16 protein-coding genes are annotated in these 19,134 nt (G+C 45.7%); 11 read left to right on the top strand and 5 right to left on the bottom strand.

The genetic code is table 11. The annotated features are described in order from the left end of the window. The first annotated feature begins 39 nt into the window (after positions 1–39). The gene (locus FTU67_RS09155; RefSeq protein WP_168391291.1) at positions 40–633 is read left to right on the top strand and encodes a LysE family translocator; all 594 of its coding nucleotides are present in this window, start codon (positions 40–42) and stop codon (positions 631–633) included. Here FTU67_RS09155 and FTU67_RS09150 read toward each other — a convergent pair. Further along, the gene (locus tag FTU67_RS09150; protein ID WP_005181345.1) at positions 630–1,268 is read right to left on the bottom strand and encodes a DedA family protein; all 639 of its coding nucleotides are present in this window, start codon (positions 1,266–1,268) and stop codon (positions 630–632) included. The two genes, FTU67_RS09155 and FTU67_RS09150, sit on opposite strands and share 4 nt — an antisense overlap. A gap of 193 nt (positions 1,269–1,461) precedes the next feature. On the opposite strand from FTU67_RS09150, the gene FTU67_RS09145 reads away from it, so the two are divergent. The 3 genes from FTU67_RS09145 (at position 1,462) to FTU67_RS09135 (ending at position 4,818) form a co-directional block, all read left to right on the top strand. Further along, positions 1,462–1,878 (top strand): DoxX family protein, encoded by a 417-nt coding sequence (locus FTU67_RS09145; RefSeq protein WP_016658964.1) that lies wholly within the window; start codon positions 1,462–1,464, stop codon positions 1,876–1,878. Between the two features lie 229 nt (positions 1,879–2,107). Beyond that, positions 2,108–3,676 (top strand): glutamine-hydrolyzing GMP synthase, encoded by a 1,569-nt coding sequence (gene guaA, locus FTU67_RS09140; RefSeq protein WP_016658965.1) that lies wholly within the window; start codon positions 2,108–2,110, stop codon positions 3,674–3,676. 263 nt (positions 3,677–3,939) lie between these two features. Further along, positions 3,940–4,818, top strand: coding sequence for a restriction endonuclease (locus FTU67_RS09135; RefSeq protein ID WP_373685117.1), 879 nt, complete (start codon positions 3,940–3,942; stop codon positions 4,816–4,818). Positions 4,819–4,854: 36 nt separating this feature from the next. On the opposite strand, the gene FTU67_RS09130 is transcribed toward FTU67_RS09135, so the two are convergent. Further along, the gene (locus tag FTU67_RS09130; RefSeq protein ID WP_180061653.1) at positions 4,855–6,123 is read right to left on the bottom strand and encodes a GGDEF domain-containing protein; all 1,269 of its coding nucleotides are present in this window, start codon (positions 6,121–6,123) and stop codon (positions 4,855–4,857) included. Between the two features lie 318 nt (positions 6,124–6,441). Between FTU67_RS09130 and FTU67_RS09125 the strand changes: the two genes are divergently transcribed. Beyond that, positions 6,442–7,389 (top strand): pirin family protein, encoded by a 948-nt coding sequence (locus FTU67_RS09125; RefSeq protein ID WP_104498406.1) that lies wholly within the window; start codon positions 6,442–6,444, stop codon positions 7,387–7,389. 131 nt (positions 7,390–7,520) lie between these two features. Beyond that, positions 7,521–8,180 carry a glutathione S-transferase family protein gene (locus FTU67_RS09120; RefSeq protein ID WP_005181356.1) on the top strand — a complete coding sequence of 220 codons (660 nt, stop codon included), beginning with the start codon at positions 7,521–7,523 and terminating at the stop codon, positions 8,178–8,180. Between the two features lie 45 nt (positions 8,181–8,225). Here the strand turns inward: FTU67_RS09120 and FTU67_RS09115 are convergent, their stop codons facing one another. Next, the gene (locus tag FTU67_RS09115; protein WP_005181359.1) at positions 8,226–8,846 is read right to left on the bottom strand and encodes an SPOR domain-containing protein; all 621 of its coding nucleotides are present in this window, start codon (positions 8,844–8,846) and stop codon (positions 8,226–8,228) included. An 85-nt stretch (positions 8,847–8,931) separates the two neighbouring features. Beyond that, a complete protein-coding gene (gene argS / locus FTU67_RS09110) occupies positions 8,932–10,722 on the bottom strand; it encodes an arginine--tRNA ligase (protein WP_127799285.1) in 1,791 nt (596 codons plus the stop codon). A 184-nt stretch (positions 10,723–10,906) separates the two neighbouring features. On the opposite strand from argS, the gene FTU67_RS09105 reads away from it, so the two are divergent. Then, positions 10,907–11,185 (top strand): DUF2798 domain-containing protein, encoded by a 279-nt coding sequence (locus FTU67_RS09105; protein WP_168369829.1) that lies wholly within the window; start codon positions 10,907–10,909, stop codon positions 11,183–11,185. A gap of 3 nt (positions 11,186–11,188) precedes the next feature. Here FTU67_RS09105 and FTU67_RS09100 read toward each other — a convergent pair whose 3' ends face one another. Next, complete coding sequence (locus tag FTU67_RS09100) at positions 11,189–11,794, bottom strand: hypothetical protein (protein WP_168405673.1); 606 nt, start codon at positions 11,792–11,794, stop codon at positions 11,189–11,191. 366 nt (positions 11,795–12,160) lie between these two features. Here FTU67_RS09100 and FTU67_RS09095 point away from each other — a divergent pair, with 366 nt between their 5' ends. From FTU67_RS09095 to FTU67_RS09080, 4 genes are all read left to right on the top strand, one after another. After that, positions 12,161–13,861: an NAD-dependent malic enzyme gene (locus tag FTU67_RS09095; protein ID WP_016658973.1), complete on the top strand. Its 1,701-nt coding sequence runs from the start codon at positions 12,161–12,163 to the stop codon at positions 13,859–13,861. A 170-nt stretch (positions 13,862–14,031) separates the two neighbouring features. Then, on the top strand, positions 14,032–16,926 hold the full coding sequence (locus FTU67_RS09090) for a type VI secretion system Vgr family protein (RefSeq protein WP_180061652.1): 2,895 nt from the start codon (positions 14,032–14,034) through the stop codon (positions 16,924–16,926). Beyond that, positions 16,923–18,656, top strand: coding sequence for a hypothetical protein (locus FTU67_RS09085; RefSeq protein ID WP_005181377.1), 1,734 nt, complete (start codon positions 16,923–16,925; stop codon positions 18,654–18,656). Before FTU67_RS09090 ends, FTU67_RS09085 begins: the two co-directional genes overlap by 4 nt. Next, positions 18,649–19,047: a hypothetical protein gene (locus FTU67_RS09080; protein ID WP_034598110.1), complete on the top strand. Its 399-nt coding sequence runs from the start codon at positions 18,649–18,651 to the stop codon at positions 19,045–19,047. Before FTU67_RS09085 ends, FTU67_RS09080 begins: the two co-directional genes overlap by 8 nt. Positions 19,048–19,134 lie beyond the last annotated feature (87 nt).

The raw sequence follows: 19,134 nt of genomic DNA, 5'->3' as shown, positions 1-19,134 counted from the left end.
ATAAGGTGTGCGCCTAATTTCAGGTAATCTCAGGTGTCTATGATTGAAAGTTGGCTGTTTGTGCTGGCAATGATTGCGGTTCTGCTTATTCCGGGACCAACCAATGCTTTGCTTGCAAGTTCAGCACATCAACATGGAATTGCCAGAACCAGTTTATTTGTGCCTGCCGAGCTGCTTGGCTATTTATATGCCATCAGTTTGTGGGCGCTGCTGATTCATCTGACCGTCCCAATCTGGCCGTATTTAAGCCATATTCTGCATGGCTTGAGCGCACTATATGTGCTGTGGACGGCTTTTCATTTGTGGAAGCATGCGCATCTGGTCAAGCATAACCAGCTCAACCCGTCTATCCGCCCGCATCAGCTGTTTTTTGCCACCTTAAAAAATCCCAAGGCACTACTTTTTGCTGCCGGGATTTTACCGACTGAAACCTGGGATAATCCGACCAATTTCTTGATGGTCTATGCAGTGTTCTGTTTGGTGCTGTTGCCGACCGCAATGTTCTGGATGTCTTTTGGTCGCGCGATTTTGTCGGGAGAATCCAAGCAAATAAAAGCCGATCTCTTGTATAAAGGATCGGCCATGTTGCTGGTGCTGTGTGCTTTTCCGGTTATTCTGCGCTTTTTCGCTTAAGCGCGGACCTGCTTTTTCAGCTTCTGGCGGGCAAAACCAATCACCCCCGGCAAGACACTTAAAATAATGATGCCAAAAATCAGATAGGTAAAATTCTCTTTCACAATTGGCATGTTACCAAACAGATAACCTAGGGTAATAAATGAGCCAATCCAGCAGAAAGCGCCCACTACGTTATAGGTCAGAAAGTATTTATAGTTCATGCTCCCGGCACCGGCAACAAAAGGGGCAAAGGTGCGGGCAAAAGGCACAAAACGGGCAAAAATAATGGTTTTACCGCCATGCTTGGCAAAGAATTGCTGGGTAGCAATTAGGTGTTTTTTATTAATAAAGCGTGATTCAATTTCAAATACCCGTGGCCCAATATATTTACCAATATGATAGTTCAGGGTATCGCCCAAGACAGCGGCAATAAACAGTAAGCCGCCCAATAACCACGGATCCATGGCACCGGTCGAGGCCGCCAGCGCACCGGCTGCAAATAACAGGCTGTCTCCCGGTAAAAAGGGCATCACCACCAGACCGGTTTCAACAAAAATAATCAGAAACAGGATGGCATAAATCCAGACCCCATAATTGGTAATGAACTCAAGTAAATGCGCATCAACATGCAGGATAAAATCAATCAGTTCCATGAGGGAAAAACAAGCAGAAATGTAGTCAAATCCTATCAGTCCGGTTGGTGAAAGTCAGTAGAAAAACGTAAATAAATTTCCGCTGTCATCATTCTAAATTTGCAACGATACATCTTTGAAATGGTGATTTTTTGATATTCGGCCAGTCCCTAAGATAGCAGCATCTTTTTACTGATCTGCTGTAGGTTCTCTCATGTTTAATCCAAATACTGTAGTTGCCAAAATCTTTCAAACCCCTGCTTTGAACAACCTGTCGCTGCTACTGGCGCGTGTCTTGCTGGCTTATATTTTTATTGTGTCGGGCTGGGGCAAAATTGCCGGCTATAGCGCAACGGTGGGCTATATGGAAGCGATGGGGGTGCCGGGTGGCCTGTTACCGCTGGTGATTCTGCTGGAGCTGGGTGGTGGTCTGGCAATTTTACTGGGTCTGCAAACCCGTCTGGTGGCATTGGCACTGGCAGTATTCAGTTTGCTGACTGCATTTATGTTCCATGGCGCACCGGAAGATGCGGTTAACCTGATGAAGAACCTGGCGATTTCAGGTGGTTTCCTGCTATTGGTGCTGCAAGGTGCAGGTAAACTGAGTCTGGATCATCTGATTGAAAAATAAGATGTGATGCAGGGAAATAATGTCCCGTCATTCAGTACAGGCAGCTCCGGCTGCCTTATTTTTTTGCCCAATAAATAAAAAATACTATTGAAGAAGAGGGGCGGGAATATCTGCCGGTAGCGGCCTGATTCGGGGATCCGCACAGACTGATCTGAATCTTGTGTTTAATGCGCAGAAAAAATGCTAGAATACGGCGCTTATATTCGTTTGCCTCTTATAGTTGTTTGTCATGACTACCAATACTCAAATTACTGAAGATCGTATCCTGATTCTGGATTTCGGTTCTCAATATAGTCAGCTCATCGCACGTCGTGTTCGTGAAGCTGGCGTATATTCTGAAATGTATGCCTATGACATGTCTGAAGAAGACATTCGTGCATTTAATCCAAACGGTATCATCTTGTCGGGTGGACCTGAAAGCGTTCACCAGGAAGGCAGCCCGCGTGCACCACAAGTGGTGTTTGAACTGGGTGTGCCGGTATTGGGCATTTGTTATGGCCTGCAAACCATGTGCGAACAGCTTGGCGGTAAAGTTGAGCCAGGTACTGTCCATGAGTTTGGCTATGCAGAAGTAGACATCGTGGTGCGTGACCAGCTGATTGGTAACCTGCAAGACCGTGAAAACCAGCTGCATGTCTGGATGAGCCACGGCGATAAAGTTGCCCGTATTCCGGAAGGTTTCCAGGTGACAGCGCAAACTCCAAGCTGCCCAATTGCCATGGTATCTGACGAAACACGTCGTTTCTACGGCATCCAGTTCCACCCGGAAGTAACGCACACTTCTAAAGGTGCGGAATTACTGTCGAACTTCGTACACCAGATTTGTGGCTGTCGCGGTCTGTGGACACCAGAGCACATTATCGACCTGCGTGTAGAACAGCTACGTGAACAGATTGGCGATGAAAAAGTACTGCTGGGTCTGTCAGGCGGTGTGGATTCTTCTGTGGTTGCTGCATTGCTGCATAAAGCAATTGGCGATCAGTTGACCTGTGTATTCGTAGACAACGGTTTGCTGCGTTTAAACGAAGGCGACCAGGTTATGCAAATGTTTGCTGACAACATGGGGATCCGCGTGATTCGCGCCGATGCGGAAGATCGTTTCCTGTCTGCACTGGCAGGGGTCACTGATCCTGAAGCGAAACGTAAGATTATTGGCCGTGAATTTATTGAAGTGTTTGCTGAAGAAGCACGTAAATTAGATGGTGTGAAATTCCTGGCACAAGGTACGATTTATCCAGACGTGATTGAATCTGCCGCCAGCAAACAGGGCAAGGCGCATGTAATTAAATCACACCACAACGTGGGTGGTTTACCGGATGATTTGGCTTTTGAACTGGTTGAACCGTTACGTGACCTGTTTAAAGATGAAGTACGTAAACTGGGCACCACTTTAGGTCTGCCACACAGCATGATTTACCGTCATCCATTCCCGGGTCCAGGTTTGGGCGTGCGTATTCTGGGTGAAGTGAAAAAAGAATATGCCGACATTTTACGTCTGGCTGATGACATCTTTATGCAGGAACTGCGTGCCAGCGGCTGGTATGACAAAACTGCACAAGCCTTTGCTGTATTCCAGCCAGTGAAATCTGTTGGGGTGGTGGGTGATGGCCGTCGTTATGCCTGGGTTGTTGCCCTGCGTGCCGTTGAAACAGTTGACTTTATGACAGCACGTTTCGCGCACCTGCCATATGATCTGGTAGATCGTATTTCAACTCGTATCATGAACGAGATTAAAGACGTTTCACGTGTGGTATATGACGTATCGTCTAAACCACCTGCAACAATTGAATGGGAGTAATTCAGGGCTTTCGGACAGTACTGCTGTCCGCCTGAATTACGCCAAGGGCTGTGCCCGCGGCAGTGGGGTTTTACGAAGCATTGCTTTGTGCCTGAATTACGCCATGAGCCCATTTTAAAGCATTGCTTTTAAAATGGGCGCAAGGTGCCCAGCCGTTTAAAGCCCAAAATTATTTAAAAAAGAGCGCTTAGGCGCTCTTTTTTTGTTTAATATATATCAAAATAGTTAATTAAAACGATGATATGTATACCCATTACGATTTAATGAAACCCTTAATTAAAGTCATGCAGATTTATAAAAATGAAATCAGTAATGAAGAAGCCCTATTTTTAATTTCAAAAGAATTGAAATTAACCGAAGCTGATAAACAATTAAAAATGCAAAATGGGAAGAATTTAATTAAATATCGTTTTCAGTGGGCGAAAACTTATCTTAAGAAAGCCGGTTTATTAGAGTATACATCTCCTAGTAACTTTACTTTGACTCCACTAGGGCTAAATTTTGATTTGACTAAAATTGAAAAGTTTTCTAGTAAAACTCTTTCTGAATTTGATAGTTTTAAGGAGTTTAGAAGTCCAACTCTATTATTAATAAATTCTACTGTTGAGGTAGAGCTAGATGAGGATTTACCAGAAGAGATTATTGATAAGAACTCAAAATTATTAAATGAATCATTAAAAAGTGATTTATTAGCTCTGGTTAAAAATAGATCCTCTGTATTTTTTGAACGACTTGTTGTCGATCTTCTTGTCGCTATGGGGTATGGCGGTTCACATCAAGATGCAGCGCAAGCAATTGGAAAAACGAATGATGGTGGAATTGATGGTGTAATCAGCGAAGATCGCTTAGGTCTGGATAAAATTTATATTCAAGCAAAACGCTGGGAAAATACCGTGGGGCGTCCTGATATTCAGCAGTTTAAAGGCGCTTTGGCAGATCAGGTCGCCAAGAAGGGTGTTTTCATTACAACTTCAAGTTTTAGTAAAGAGGCAATTGAGTCTGCGAAGAAATCAGGTATTGTTTTAATTGATGGCAATAAGCTGACCTCCTTGATGATTGAATTTGGTTTAGGGGTACAGATAGAACGGAGTTTCCATATCTATAAAATCGACCAAGACCGTTTTGATGAAGATAATTTCTAATTCATTTTGCAGAGCGCCTCGGCGCTCTTTTTGTATTTAAACCACCCAGGAAATATTGGATGGGCAGGCCGGTTTTTTCGGTTTGCTCATGCCAATATCATAGTGCAGCACACAATTACGCCCATGCTGTTTGGCCGCATATAAGGCAACATCAGCTTCTTTAATTAATGTGGTTAAATCGGGCTGCTCGGCTTTAAGTTCAGATACCCCAATCGAAACGGTAAAATTCAGGCTGATATTCTGGCCAATATAAATCCGGTGCTGAGCAATTTTGGTTCTTAAACGTTCGGCAATCAGCAGTGCATCCTGCAGACTGGTTTCGGTGAGTAAAGCAGTAAATTCCTCGCCACCAAAACGCGCCAGAATATCCTTGCGCCGCATTTCCTTACGGGCAATATCAGCAATGGTCTGCAGCACCTGATCGCCGACGTCATGACCATGGGTGTCATTAATCTGCTTGAAATAATCGACATCAAACATCAGCAGGCAGGTCGAAGCATGCTGCGGCCATTCATGTACCTTATGCTCGGCAATATGCACAAACTGGCGGCGGTTGCTGAGCTGGGTCAGCTCGTCGGTATGCGCCAACTCTTGCAGAATATGGAAATTCCAGTCATTTAGCATGGTTCTGAGAAAATTGCGCCGTGCATTCAGGGTATTGGTCCAGCTGATATATAAACTGAACAGCCAGATTGGCAGATAGACCAGCGCAAAAATAATGGTTTCAATGGCACTGGTTAAGTTAGATACGCCTAAAAACACCACGGTACTGATTAAAAACGAGGTATATAGCGCCGGCTTAAAGCGCACCTGAATACACAAATTGGCCAGCACCACAAAAATGACCGAGGCATAGATATAGATATCGATATAGGGGCTGTTCGACAAGGACATCAGATAAAACCACAGGCCGGCACAAACCAGCGTGCCGACCGGTAAAATCTGGTCATGGATCCGGATATCTTTCACATATTTGAACAGGAAATAATTAATGCTGATGGCCAGTACAATCACGATGACTCTGGCGATACCGGAGAGCAGACTGACATCGGGCAGTACAAAATAATCGGCGAAAAAGTACAGTAAAAATGCCAGCTGGCCAATGTGATTGACCTGTTGTAAATACAGCTTCTGGTGAATGGTCTGGAATTTATAAAAATAGTCTTCAAACTGGGGCGGAATACGGGCAGCCGGATCTTGCAGGGCCTGTTCCAGGGCCTGACGACTTTCCAGGTCGCACTCTGACGCTTGTAAAATATGTCGATCAGAATCATCGGGTGCAAGATCTGTTGAATTCGTCGACATTCTAATCCGATTTCCCATCTTCATAGAATTGCCCCAAGTCTTTAATAAAATCAAAGTAATAGTATAGCTTTCGCGATTAAAAAAAGACCTCCCTAAATATGGGTAATTTGCTGAAAAAAAGCCTCAAAACGGCAGGAAAAGAGAGGAAATTGTGCGCTGGTGCTCACATGAATCCTTACAACAAAAAGCGATTTTTTGATTGTTCTGCCAGGAGAATGCTGCATATTAACTGAACTATAGCAAACTCATGCAGCATCCGCGTATAAGATAAACAACAAGATGAGCGACATGGAACATCGCCAGAGTTAGGATACAACTATGACCAATGCCAACTATACCGAACTGTCCCATTCAGACGATTGTGAAAAATATATCCAGCAGTTTATTCAGGAAGTGCCGCTGCGCCGTGCAGAAATCGGGCAGGGCACCGTCATTAAACGCGCCTTGCCCAGCCGTCATAAACGCATGATTGGCGCCTGGTGCTTTTTAGACCATGCCGGTCCGGTCAGCTTTCCGCAGGGTGACGGGCTGGATGTCGGACCACATCCGCATATTGGCCTGCAAACCTTTACTTGGATGATTGAAGGCACCCTCATGCATACCGATAGTATCGGCTCCAAACAATTGATCCGGCCGAAACAGGTCAACCTGATGACAGCCGGGCAGGGGATTTCGCATACCGAAGTCGCGCCAGAGCAGGAAACCCACATGCATGCGGCCCAGCTGTGGATTGCCTTGCCGGATGCCAAGCGCAATATGCCATCGCGTTTTGACCATTATCCTGAATTACCGGTGGTGTCACGAGATGGGGTTGAATTTACCGTGCTGGTCGGGGAGTTTCTGGAAACCCGCTCGCCGGTTGAGGTGCATAGCCCGTTACTGGCAGTGGACTTAACTGCGGCAGAAACGGTGCGCACCCGGCTTCAGCTGAATCCGGCCTTTGAATATGGCTTTATGGCGCTGGAAGGCACGGCGCATATTAACCAGCATGAACTGAACGAAGACAATATGGTGGTGCTGGAGCCGGGTCTGCAGGACATTGAGATTGAACTGCACCAGGGTGCACGCGTACTGTTACTGGGCGGTGAGCCATTTGAATCCGCGATTTTACTATGGTGGAACTTTGTCGGACGTACCCAGGACGAGCTGAGCGAGGCACGTGACCAGTGGGTCAATCAGGACCCGCGTTTTGGCAGCATTCCAGATTATAATGGGCCACGGCTGGAAGCACCGGCCCTGCCAGATAAAATGCGTGCTTCACGTTAAGCAGGCATGATGAATTGAACTTCAGGCCCAAGCGTCGCGATCGATGGGTGGGCCTGATGATGCTGAGTTGCCGCAACCGGTCAAGGTGGCCGGTGGTTCTTTATTTCAAGAAAAACAATCAGAGTGTCATTATGATTACTGTGCATCATCTGGAACAGTCGCGTTCCTTTCGTATTTTGTGGGCCTTAGAAGAACTGGGCCAGCCTTATCAGATTGAATTTTATCGCCGTTTACCGAGTTTTGCCGCACCACCCGAGTTAAAACGGGTGCATCCGCTGGGTAAGGCACCAATTTTGACAGATGGTGAGCAGCCGATTGCCGAATCTGCGGTGATTTTAGAGTATTTACAGGAACAGTATGATCCGGCGCAGCAGTTCAAGCCAACACATCCGGCCGATCAGCAGCAGTACCGTTACTGGATGCACTATGCCGAAGGTTCACTGATGCCATTGCTGGTGATGCAGCTGGTGGCCAGTAAAGTGCCGCAGCGCGCACCCTGGCTGATTCGTCCGGTGGCAGCAAAAGTCAGTGAAGGTATCCAGCAGGGTTTTATTCAGCCGCGACTCAAAGATCATATCCAGTTTCTGGAAGATTATCTGGCCACACATGACTATTTTGCCGGCACATTTTCCTTTGCCGATATTCAGATGGCCTTTCCGCTACAGGCCTTGCAAAGCCGTACTGATGGCAAATATCCGCAGATTGAGCGTTATCTGCAGCGACTGGCACAGCGCGAGGGCTATCAGCGGGCGTTCGCTCGTGAACAGAAGCTAGAGGCACAGTTGGCCTAAACAAAATTTGAAGCTATAAAAAAAGATGCTTGCGCATCTTTTTTATTATTGGCGTTTCACCACAATCGAATCAATCCCGCTATGTTGCAGGGTTTGCTGGGCAATTAGCGCCGCCTCTGCAGAGGTATACGGCCCCGAAATTACCCGATACCAGGTTTCACCACTTTCTACGGTTTTGACCACATCGGCGGACAGACCATTCAGAATAATTTCAGCTCGACGTGCATCGGCGGCATCCGGATCGGTATAGCTGCGGACCTGCAGAATATAGCTGGCAGGCGCGGCCACGGGCGGTTCAGTGGGCGTGATGCCCGCCGTCGCTTCACTGGCGGCTGCGGGCGCTGCCGGCTCAACAATTGGCGCTTCGACAATCACCACTGCCGTCTGTTCCTGGGTTTCAGGTACGGCCTGCTCCGGAATTGGTGTTACCTGTTGCTGGGGCAGCAGGTCATAGAAGCGGTAATCCTTGTTGGTGTCTTCCTGATAATGTTCAGAAGTGATCTGGCCTTTTGGTGGCACAGGTTCCCACGGCTTCCACAGCATTAAGGCCACTGCGAAACATAACACGACCAGAATCACCACCAGTGTGCCTAACCAGGTCGGAATGAGTGGTTTTTTGGGCTTATTTGGTCGTTCTGATACACCGCGTTGCGTTTTTCCAAACACGAGGGAACCTCTTTATTCTGATTATTGGCTGATTGGCTGGACAGGTGCGTGATGGTACGCCTGCCCAGCAGAAGAATGTCTTGGTTTACATGCTTTCAGGTGCAGAAACACCTAATAATTCTAAACCATTGCGCAAGGTTTGTTGTACGTTTACTGAAAGCAATAAGCGGGCTTGAGTAAGCGCAGCATCATCATTGAGCACTTTGTGTTCATTATACCAGCCGTGGAATAAAGCTGCTAATTCTTTCAAGTAGTTACCAACCTGATGGGGTTCGCAGGCATTGGCAGCACGGGTCACGATTTCAGGATAAGCCGCCAGCTTGGCCAGAATTTCAGTTTCAGCCTCCAGTTCCAGCTTGGCCGCAAACTGACGCGCGTCAAGCGCATTAAAATTCACGCCTGTGCTGGCCGCTTTTTCCAGCATACGGCAGATACGCGCATGTGCATACTGGATGTAATACACCGCATTGTCTTTGCTTTGTGAGACTGCTAAATCCAGGTCAAAGTCGATGTGCTGTTCAGATTTACGCATGACGTAGTAGAAACGTGCTGCATCGTTGCCGACTTCTTTACGCAGGTCACGCAAGGTCACGAACTGGCCAGAACGGGAAGACATCTGAACCATCTCGCCGCCGCGCCATAAGCTCACAAACTGTACCAGTAAAACAGTCAGTTTTTTCGAATCATACCCCATCGCATCAATCGCGGCTTTTACACGAGAGATATAACCGTGGTGGTCAGAGCCCCAGATATCAATCAGGTCGGTATAGCCACGTTGTAATTTGTTCAGGTGATACGCAATGTCTGAAGCGAAATAAGTGGTTTGACCATTACGACGTTTGACCACGCGGTCTTTTTCATCGCCAAACTCAGTCGATTTAAACCAGATGTTGCCCTCTTGCTCATACAGATAACCACGCTGATCCAGTGTTTGCAGCGCTTCATCAATTTTTTCAGTTAAAGAGGCTTCGCTAAACCACTGGTTAAAGGTTACGCCAAATTCACCGAGGTCATCTTTAATGTCATCCAGAATGGCTTTTAAAGCGGCCTGATGGAATACGCGATAGCCTTCACCAATTAAAGTCTGTGAATTGAAAATCAGACCATCAATGTGTTTTTCTTTGTCGCCAGACAGGACCACCTTGTTGCCTTCTGCATCCGGCTCGGCTGCATACTGCACATCTTCCGGTACATCTTTATAGACATCGGCCACTGGACGTACATAAGCATCACCATCCTGGTCGATAATGCTTTGCGCGATTTCTTTGACGTAATCACCCTGATAGGCATTTTTCGGGAACACCAGTTCCTGACCGGTCAGTTCCAGATAACGTAAGTAAGTTGATGTTGCCAGAATATCCATTTGACGGCCGGCATCGTTCACATAGTATTCACGATCTACGGTTGCGCCAGTGGCTTCGAGCAGGTTGGCAACGGTCATGCCATAAGCGGCACCGCGACCATGACCCACGTGCAGGCTGGACGTCGGGTTGGCAGAAACGAATTCAACCTGAATACGTTTGCCCGCGTTGACCTTGGTGCGGCCAAACTGGTCTTGCTGCGCCTGAATTTGATCAAGAATGGCAAAACGCTGGTCGGCATTTAAGAAGAAGTTGATAAACCCCGGACCGGCAATTTCTGCTTTGCTGATATCTGCCACTTCTGGCAATGCAGCCAGAATTTTTTCGGCCAGATCACGCGGCTTCATGCCCGCAGCTTTAGAGGCAATCATGGCGATATTTGAGGCAAAGTCACCGTGGCTTCGGTCTTTGGTTCGCGTCAAATTACTGGTGTTGTTCCAGTCTGCTGGGAGGACACCTTCTGCTTGAAGGGATTGCACTGCATGTTCAAGAGCTGCTTGGATTGCCGTATTCATAATCAGTCGAAAAATAAATGTCGCAGAAAAACAGCAAATATAGCAAATTTCACTGTCTTTAGGTGAACCCATTTGTAGTGAATGAAGATTGTCCGACATTCTGCGCCATCTGTAGCCTGAAAATGCTAACATGGCCATGAAATAACCTGATCAATGACGGATTTGTCCCGCTGTAGGAGCATGCATGCACGCCAAACGTCCTGTAATCATCGCCAATATTCCTAAACTGCCAGCAAAATGGGCGGGCATTATTATGCCGCTGCTGCTGTCTGGCCTGATGAGCGGTATTATTTCAATGGTCAATATGCTGCGTGCGCTGGGCTGGGTCGAAGGACTGATCACACTGTGGTTCCAGAACTGGATGATTTCCTGGGCCATTGCCTTTCCGGTGGTGCTGGTGGTGTTGCCGCTGGTGCGCCGGTTTACCGCGATGCTGGTGGATATGCCGGGCACACCCAAATAGTATTTAGCCCGATGTGCCAGACTCCTGACAGGACACCGGTTTACTCAGCAGATCGGCATTGCCATTCTGGAAGGTATAAAGCCGGGAGGCATTAAAAATCTTGATCACCTTGGCCTGCGCAATGGCTGCCTGGAAGCGTTTCAATGGCTCATCGGTATGTACATTAAAAGGATTGCCATAATTCTGATTGTCGAGCAGGAACTGGATCTGTCCGGCATTCGGATCATAAGCCTTTAATAGAGGTTTGCCTTCGGCATTGCTGAGCGAGAAGGTCGGTCGCTGGCTGCTGATCTTGCAGTGCAGGGCCAGAGTCAGAATCACTCCATCCTGAGCCTTGTTTTTCAGCTGATAGCGTCCCAGCTGTTCATTTTCAATATAGACCCATTGTTGAGTCGGCATGCTGGCAGTAAATTTTTCCAATTGCTCCAGGGTTTTTTTACTGATATCCACCACGCCATCTTTGTCGATTTTCGGTGCTTTGTCTTTAGCGGAGAATAAACCGGTCACCTGATCGCTGACTTTTTCAGTGGTATTGGAAAGGGTCTGGCAGCCGCCTACACCCAGCACAGCGGCCAAACCGCCCAGTGCAATCCATGGCTTGATATACATGATTTTTAAATATGTCGTTGTGTTTTGCCCCAGAGCATACCCAAATTGAGGCCAATTGAAAAATCTGCACTGGCTGCATGTAACAGAAAAACAGCGAAAAACTACATCCTGATGGGTCGAGGATTTGTAAGCTAAACAGGCAGGGGATTGATTTGGGCATAAAAAACCGCATTTTGAGCTTCGGGAAAGCGTTATTTCGTGACTGGATGCCCGATTGGACAAATTTATTCAGTACCTAAATTATCCACAAATCATTATCAATTTTCTAAATACCCCATTGTCCTCAAAACGGGCTAAGCTAGCTTATCTCCCAGAGGAACTTTTGCTTTGAGCCTCCTTCTGGATCATCGAATAATGAGATCGGAAATGACATCAGCGAATTCAGCCACCAAAAAACCGCTTTACATCCCTTATGCCGGAAACACGCTTCTGGAGCTGCCTTTGCTTAATAAAGGCGGTGCATTTACAGAAGAGGAACGCCGCCATTTTAATCTCCACGGTTTACTTCCACATGCCATCGAGAGCATTGAAGAACAGAGTCAGCGCTCCTATCAGCAGTATGTGTCGTTTAACGATGCCATCAACAAGCATATTTATTTACGAAATATTCAGGACACCAACGAAACCCTGTTCTATCACTTAATTGAGCATCACTTAAGTGAAATGATGCCGATTATTTATACCCCAACGGTCGGTGAGGCCTGCCAGCGTTTTTCTGATATTTACCGCCGTCATCGTGGCATCTTCCTGGCCTATCCGGACCGCGGCCATATTGATGACATTCTGCAAAATGTGAACAAGAAAAACGTGAAGGTGATTGTAATCACTGATGGCGAGCGCATCTTAGGTCTTGGTGATCAGGGGATTGGCGGGATGGGCATTCCGATTGGCAAATTATCCTTATATACCGCATGTGGTGGGATCAGCCCGGCTTATACCTTGCCAATTACTTTAGATGTAGGTACTAACAACCCGCAACTGCTGGATGATCCAATTTATATGGGCTGGAATCAGCCGCGGATTACCGGCGATGAATACTATGCCTTTGTTGATGAAGTGATTGCCGCGATCCAGCGCCGCTGGCCAAAAGCGCTGATCCAGTTTGAGGATTTCGCTCAGAACAATGCCATGCCGTTGTTAAACAAATATCGTGACCAGATTTGCTGCTTTAATGATGATATTCAGGGCACCGCAGCCGTTTCGGTGGGCAGTTTAATTGCTGCCTCACGTGCCGCTGGTAAACAGCTGAAAGATCAGGTGGTGGCTTTCCTCGGTGCCGGTTCTGCTGGTAGCGGCATAGCCGAGCAGATTATTGCGCAGATGATGTATGAAGGTTTAAGCGATGCCGAAGCGCGTGCGCGGGTATTTATGGTTGACCGTTTTGGCCTGATCACCGAAAACCAGCCGAATCTGCTGGACTTCCAGCGCAAACTGGCACAGCCGCCTGAACGGGTTGCAGCCTGGGGCAATGCCGATGACATGATTTCACTACTCGATGTAGTCAAACATGCCAAACCAACGGTATTGATTGGTGTATCGGGTCAGCCGGGGCTGTTTACCGAAGAAATTATTCGCACACTAACGGAAAATTGTGAGCGACCAATTGTAATGCCACTGTCGAATCCAACCTCACGGGTTGAGGCGGTGCCGGCTGATATCCTGCAATGGTCTGAAGGTAAGGCGCTGATTGCAACTGGTAGTCCATTTGCACCGGTGAATTATCATGGCAAGATTTATCATATCTCACAGTGTAATAACTCCTATATTTTCCCGGGTATTGGTTTGGGTGTAGTCGCCTCGGGCGCGACCCGAGTCACAGACAGTATGCTGATGGCGTCGAGTAATGCACTGGCAGACTGTTCGCCGATGCTGCTCGATCCAGCGGCCGATCTGCTGCCGGATTTAAATGAAATCCAGAAGGTTTCGAAAATTATTGCCTTTAAAGTGGCTAAAGCGGCGATGCTGGCCGGTGTAGCACCAGTAATCAGTGACGAGTTACTGGCAGAGGCCATTGAGGCGAATTTCTGGAAACCGGAATACCGCAGTTATCGCCGGATTACCTTCTAAAATATAGACAAACACAACAAGGAGCTTCGGCTCCTTTTTTTTAGGGCAGCTGTTGATCGCAACTGGTCGGAAACAGGCGGTTTGTAGCCCCGAAATGAAAGCGGGAGACTGGATTAAAAAATAAGCATTGTTTAGAATCGGGGCAAATTAAAACAATAGCTTTTATAACAATGATAACCCGTGTTCATATCCATACTGCCTTGGAGCAGGCCGGCCTCAGCCCACAAAAACGTGCCCTCCATATTCAATTTTCTCAGCCGGCCTTAAATGCCGATGTTTTTTTACAGCGCATCGACGGTGAACACCAGCTCAATGACGGTTTACATGCCGAACTGATCTGTCTTTCGACCAACGCGCAGATTCCGTTAAAACAGTTTATTGGCGCACAGGTCGCCGTCGATCAGGTCACCGACCAGGGCCAGCTGTTTCGCAGCAGCGGTATTATCACCGCAGCCGCGCAAGGCCAGAGTGATGGTTCACTCACCCTCTATAAACTCACCTTGGAAGATCCCACAGCACTCTGGCATAAACGCCGTAACAGCCGCGTGTTTATGAATAAAAGCGTGCGTGAGGTCAGTGAAATTCTGTTTAAAGAATGGCAAAACAAAAGCCCGCTCTTTGCCGCCAGCCTAACCCTGGACTTAACCGGACTGACCCAGGAACTGGATGTGCGTCCTTTTATCATGCAGTCCAATGAAACCGACTATGACTTCCTGACCCGGCTCTGGCGCAGTGAAGGCATTAACTGGCTGATTGATGAAGCCCAATTAAAGGTCTTACATTCCAGCAGCCCGATACAGGCCCAGAAACTGCGCCTGATTGATGACAACAGCCAGTACAGTGCCTTAAACCGCCGCAGCATCCGCTTTCATCGCTCCAGTGCCACCGAACAATTAGATAGCATCACCCAGTTGATTGCCCAGCGCAGCCTGCAACCGACGGCCGTACATCTGCAACGCTGGCAGTCAGACAGCCTGAGTCAGGAAGAAGGCGCCGGTTCAGTGCAAAGCAAACACCAGCACAGCCATAATCAGGACAATGCCAGCTTGAGCCTGGAACAAGCCTGGCAGATCAGCCCGGCCTGGATGCAGGATTTAAATGGTGAAGACCAGGCCACCGCATCCTCTAATAACCAGCTGGACAAACTGAACCAGAACCTCAGTCACTACCACGACCTGCAATCCAAATACTTTAGTGCCCACTCCACCGTCCGTGATGCCCAGGTTGGCTACTGGTTTGAACTGAATGAACACCCGGAAATTGACCAGCACAGCGCAGCAGACAAAGAATTTCTAATTACCGGCAAACAGTTCTATAACCAGAACAACTTACCTAAAGACCTCAAACAGCAGATTAACCAGCTACTCAGCCAGAGCCACTGGCATAGCCATTTTAGTTTTCAACACGAACAACACCCGGATGAACGTCAAGGCAATACCTTAACCTTACAACGTCGCAACATCCGCACCGTCCCGGAATACCATCCACTACAGCACCGACCGGCGGCTCATCCACAGCGCGCCCGGGTAGTCGGTCCTGCTGGCGAAAGCATCCATGTCGATGAATGGGGACGGATTAAAGTCCGTTTCCTGTTTACCCGCAGTGATGACCATCAGCATGATGGCGGGGCCGGCAGTAATGACAATGACACCGATTCCGCCTGGGTCGATGTACTGACGCCTTGGGCCGGAGAAGGCTACGGGGCACGTTTCCTGCCACGGATTAATGAAATTGTGGTGATCGACTTCTTTGACGGTAACATCGACCGGCCTTTCGTGGTTGGTCGTTTACATGAAGCAGAACGCTCGCCAACCCAATTCGACCAACAAGGCCAACTACCCGACACCAAAAAACTCAGCGGGATCCGCTCACAGGAAATTGAAGGCAGTGGCTTTAACCAGCTGCGTTTTGATGATACTCCGAAGCAGATTTCTGCCCAGCTGCAAAGCAGCCATGGTGCGACCCAACTGAACCTGGGGAACTTAAGTCATCCCAAAGCCAGCGCCGAAAGTGATGGTCGGGGTGAAGGTTTTGAACTGAGAACCGATCAGTGGGGTGCAGTACGTGCTGGAGAAGGCTTACTGATTTCGACCCATCCACAGGCACAAGCCGAAGGCAATCATCTTGATACCAGTGAGGCCAAATCCCAGATTGAAGGCTCACTGAACAATGCCCAAGCTTTAAGTGAAGTGGCCAAAAACCAGCAGACCGATCCTTTAGAAGTTCTCGATAACTTAAAGAACTTCCTGGAACAGATCGAACAGCAGGATGAAAATAAAGCTGCTGCTTTTAAACAGGCCTTAATGATTCTTAGCGCACCAAACTCTATTGCCCTAAGTAGCCAGCAAGATGTACATCTCTCTGCTGATGGTCAGATCAGTCATAGTGCCGGAGAGAGTATTAACCTGAGTACGCAGCAGTCTTTGATTGCCCATGCCAGCCAGAAACTAAGCCTGTTTGCAGCACAAGACGGTGCACGTTTATATGCCGGTAAAGGCAAAGTCGAGATTCAGGCACAGGGTGATGGGGCAGATCTTATTGCCAGAAAGGGGGTGCAAATTATTTCGACGGAAGACAGGATTGAAGTCAAGGCGAGTAAAAAAATTATATTGGTCGCTGGAGGAAGTCAGATTGAGATTAGTGGTTCAGGCGTGTTACCGACCACGGGTGGCAAGTTCGAGGTGAAAGCAGGGCAGCATCTGTTTTTACAGCCACAGAATGTGGTTGAACCGAAGATGAGCTTACCTCAGATGGCAACATTGTTTAGTAATCAAATCAATTATCAATGGAATAGCTCATCTGCAGGAGAAAAAGAAATTTTTGTGATTGATCAAACTGATGGAAAGCTTCTGAAAACCAATAAATCCATATTAAATGAACAACATCAATTGAGTACTTTTAGGTTCTATACGCCGCAGTCAACTGACTTTATTGCACTGGGCTTTAACTCTTTGCATACACATTTGAGTGGAGCATTGAGTGATGAACAGATTGATTATTTGCTCGAAGAAATAGAAGAAGATCAGGAGGATGAGGTGTCTACACACGAGGATATTGAATCATGAGTAAACTGGTGACCATTACCTCTAAGTTTTATGATAAATCTGGACGATATGTCAGAAATCTGAAGGTGAAATCACGTTATCAAAATTCATCGAGAGAGAATCTGAAGAAAACCGATACAGATGGCTTATTTGTCTTTCAAGCTTCTCCTAATCGGATGGTAGAAATTTTAGCAAAACCACCGAAGGCATCTGATTATACTGTGGTGAAGGTCATTAATTCTTCGACACTCTCCTCTTCAGAGCATCCTATAAAAATTCAGTTACCTAACACCATTGAAGAATATCGACAAATGAATAGTACGATTTCTCAGAATGGTTTGGTGGTAACACCTTTTCAAGTGGTTGATGTTCATGGAAAGATTATGGCTAATTTTCCGATACAAACACGACCAAAGGGAAAGAAAAGTTTTGAACGTATTACAGATGATCAAGGAAGAGTTGAAGTCCTCTCTTCGGCTAATCGTGATATTGAATTTTTAGCCTTAACATCGAATGATGAGTTTGTTTTAAAAAGATCGCTTAATTCAGGTAATGGCACAGAAAAACCTATTCTGATTCAATTAGATGAACCCTATGAAAAGTTTAAAAGTACTTCTACACTAACGCTTGTAGATCGTGAAGGTAGTAATTACGTTATTGAAAAAACAAATATTGAGATGTTAATTGTAGCTACCGGGAAGAAAAAGGTTTATTCGATTTCCAATGGAAAACTGCCGTTAATAAGTATGGTTGGGCAGAGATTACAATTTACTGTACTCAAACCAGATGGAAAACCTTTAGATCCAGTAAGTTATGTGGCCAAAAGAGTTAAAGAGGAAGCTATTAAATTACATCTAGATGTTGATATTGTTAAAGGTTTGACTGAAAAAAATGAGCCAATAATTGAGCAGAATATAAAGCTACATGATTGTGCATGTGGAAGAGATATCACTTTGGATGATTTAAAGGCTTTGGCAGTAGGAAGTACAAAGCACTTATCTAAATTTATAGCACCAATTAATGATTCATTTAAAATTTATAAAATAGATAAATGTATACAAAAGGCCTATTTTATTTCACAAACATTTTTAGAAACTAGTGAGTACAAGTATTTAGAAGAGCGAGTTTCGGCTGAATATGAAAAAAATAACTATGGTGGATATAAAGGAAGAGGGCTTATTCAATTAACTTGGAAAGATAATTATATTGCTTATGGTAAGTTTAAAGGTGAAGACTTTACAGGAGTAAATAGAGTTAAAATTTCTAGTCCTAAGTATGCTGTTGATTCTGCAGCATGGTTTTGGAGGAAGGGTAAAGCTAGAGACCTAAATGAACTTGCTTTAAAAAATGATTTGATAGGTGTTTCTGCAATAATTAATGGTGGTTTTAATCATTTTGATAATGATAATCATGGGGGTAGAGAAAATAGAAAAGCATATTTATTGAGAGCCTTTAAAATTTTAAAAGTTGGGAATTGTAAAATAATTGATCAATCTTTATTAAGTTCGTTAGATGATTTTAAATTAGAGAATAGTATAGTTAATGATATGGTTGGTGAGGTATTTGGTTGGGGGTTGTGGCATGACCCTGAATACAAGAAAATTGGATGTACAAAATCATTAAGTGAAGCAAGAAAAGGTTATGCAAGATTTATTGAACTTTCCAAGAATCAAAAATTTAAACCACCTAAGAGATATGGCTACACACAGGAAAGAGCAGAAGTATTAGCTAGGAGAAAATTAAGTGGTTAAAAAGCTTATATTTATAATAATTTATTTATTTTCAATGATATCTTGTGCAAAAACAAGTGAAACACTTATATCTGAAGTATACTATTGTCTAAAGGATGATACATCGAAGATAGAAATTGCTTTTGATAGATACAACTCTAGAATAATCCATAGACCTTTTACTTCCTTTCATAAGTTAAAGGAAGTAAAAACTGTTATTTATGATGATGAGTCAAAAGCATTGGAAACAACCTATAAAGAATTAGAGGATAATAGAGAGGTAGCCAGTTTTACGTTTATCTCAAAAGGTAATGAATTTTGGGGGGCAACATATACGCCAATTAATAAAGAAGTTAAAGATCTCGATGAAACTAGATTTAATTTAAATAAAATTAACGCAACCTGTTTTTGAAATTAATATTTAATTTAAATATCACTCTGAGAAATTAAACGCTAGCTGATAACTTTAAATTATTACTAAAAAAGCCGACTCTCGTCG

This window comes from Acinetobacter sp. YH12132, assembly GCF_013418645.1.
Classification (GTDB): Bacteria; Pseudomonadota; Gammaproteobacteria; order Pseudomonadales; family Moraxellaceae; genus Acinetobacter; species Acinetobacter indicus.
The sequence above is the reverse complement of the archived record's forward strand: the minus strand, read 5'-3'. Positions and strand labels throughout refer to the sequence as shown.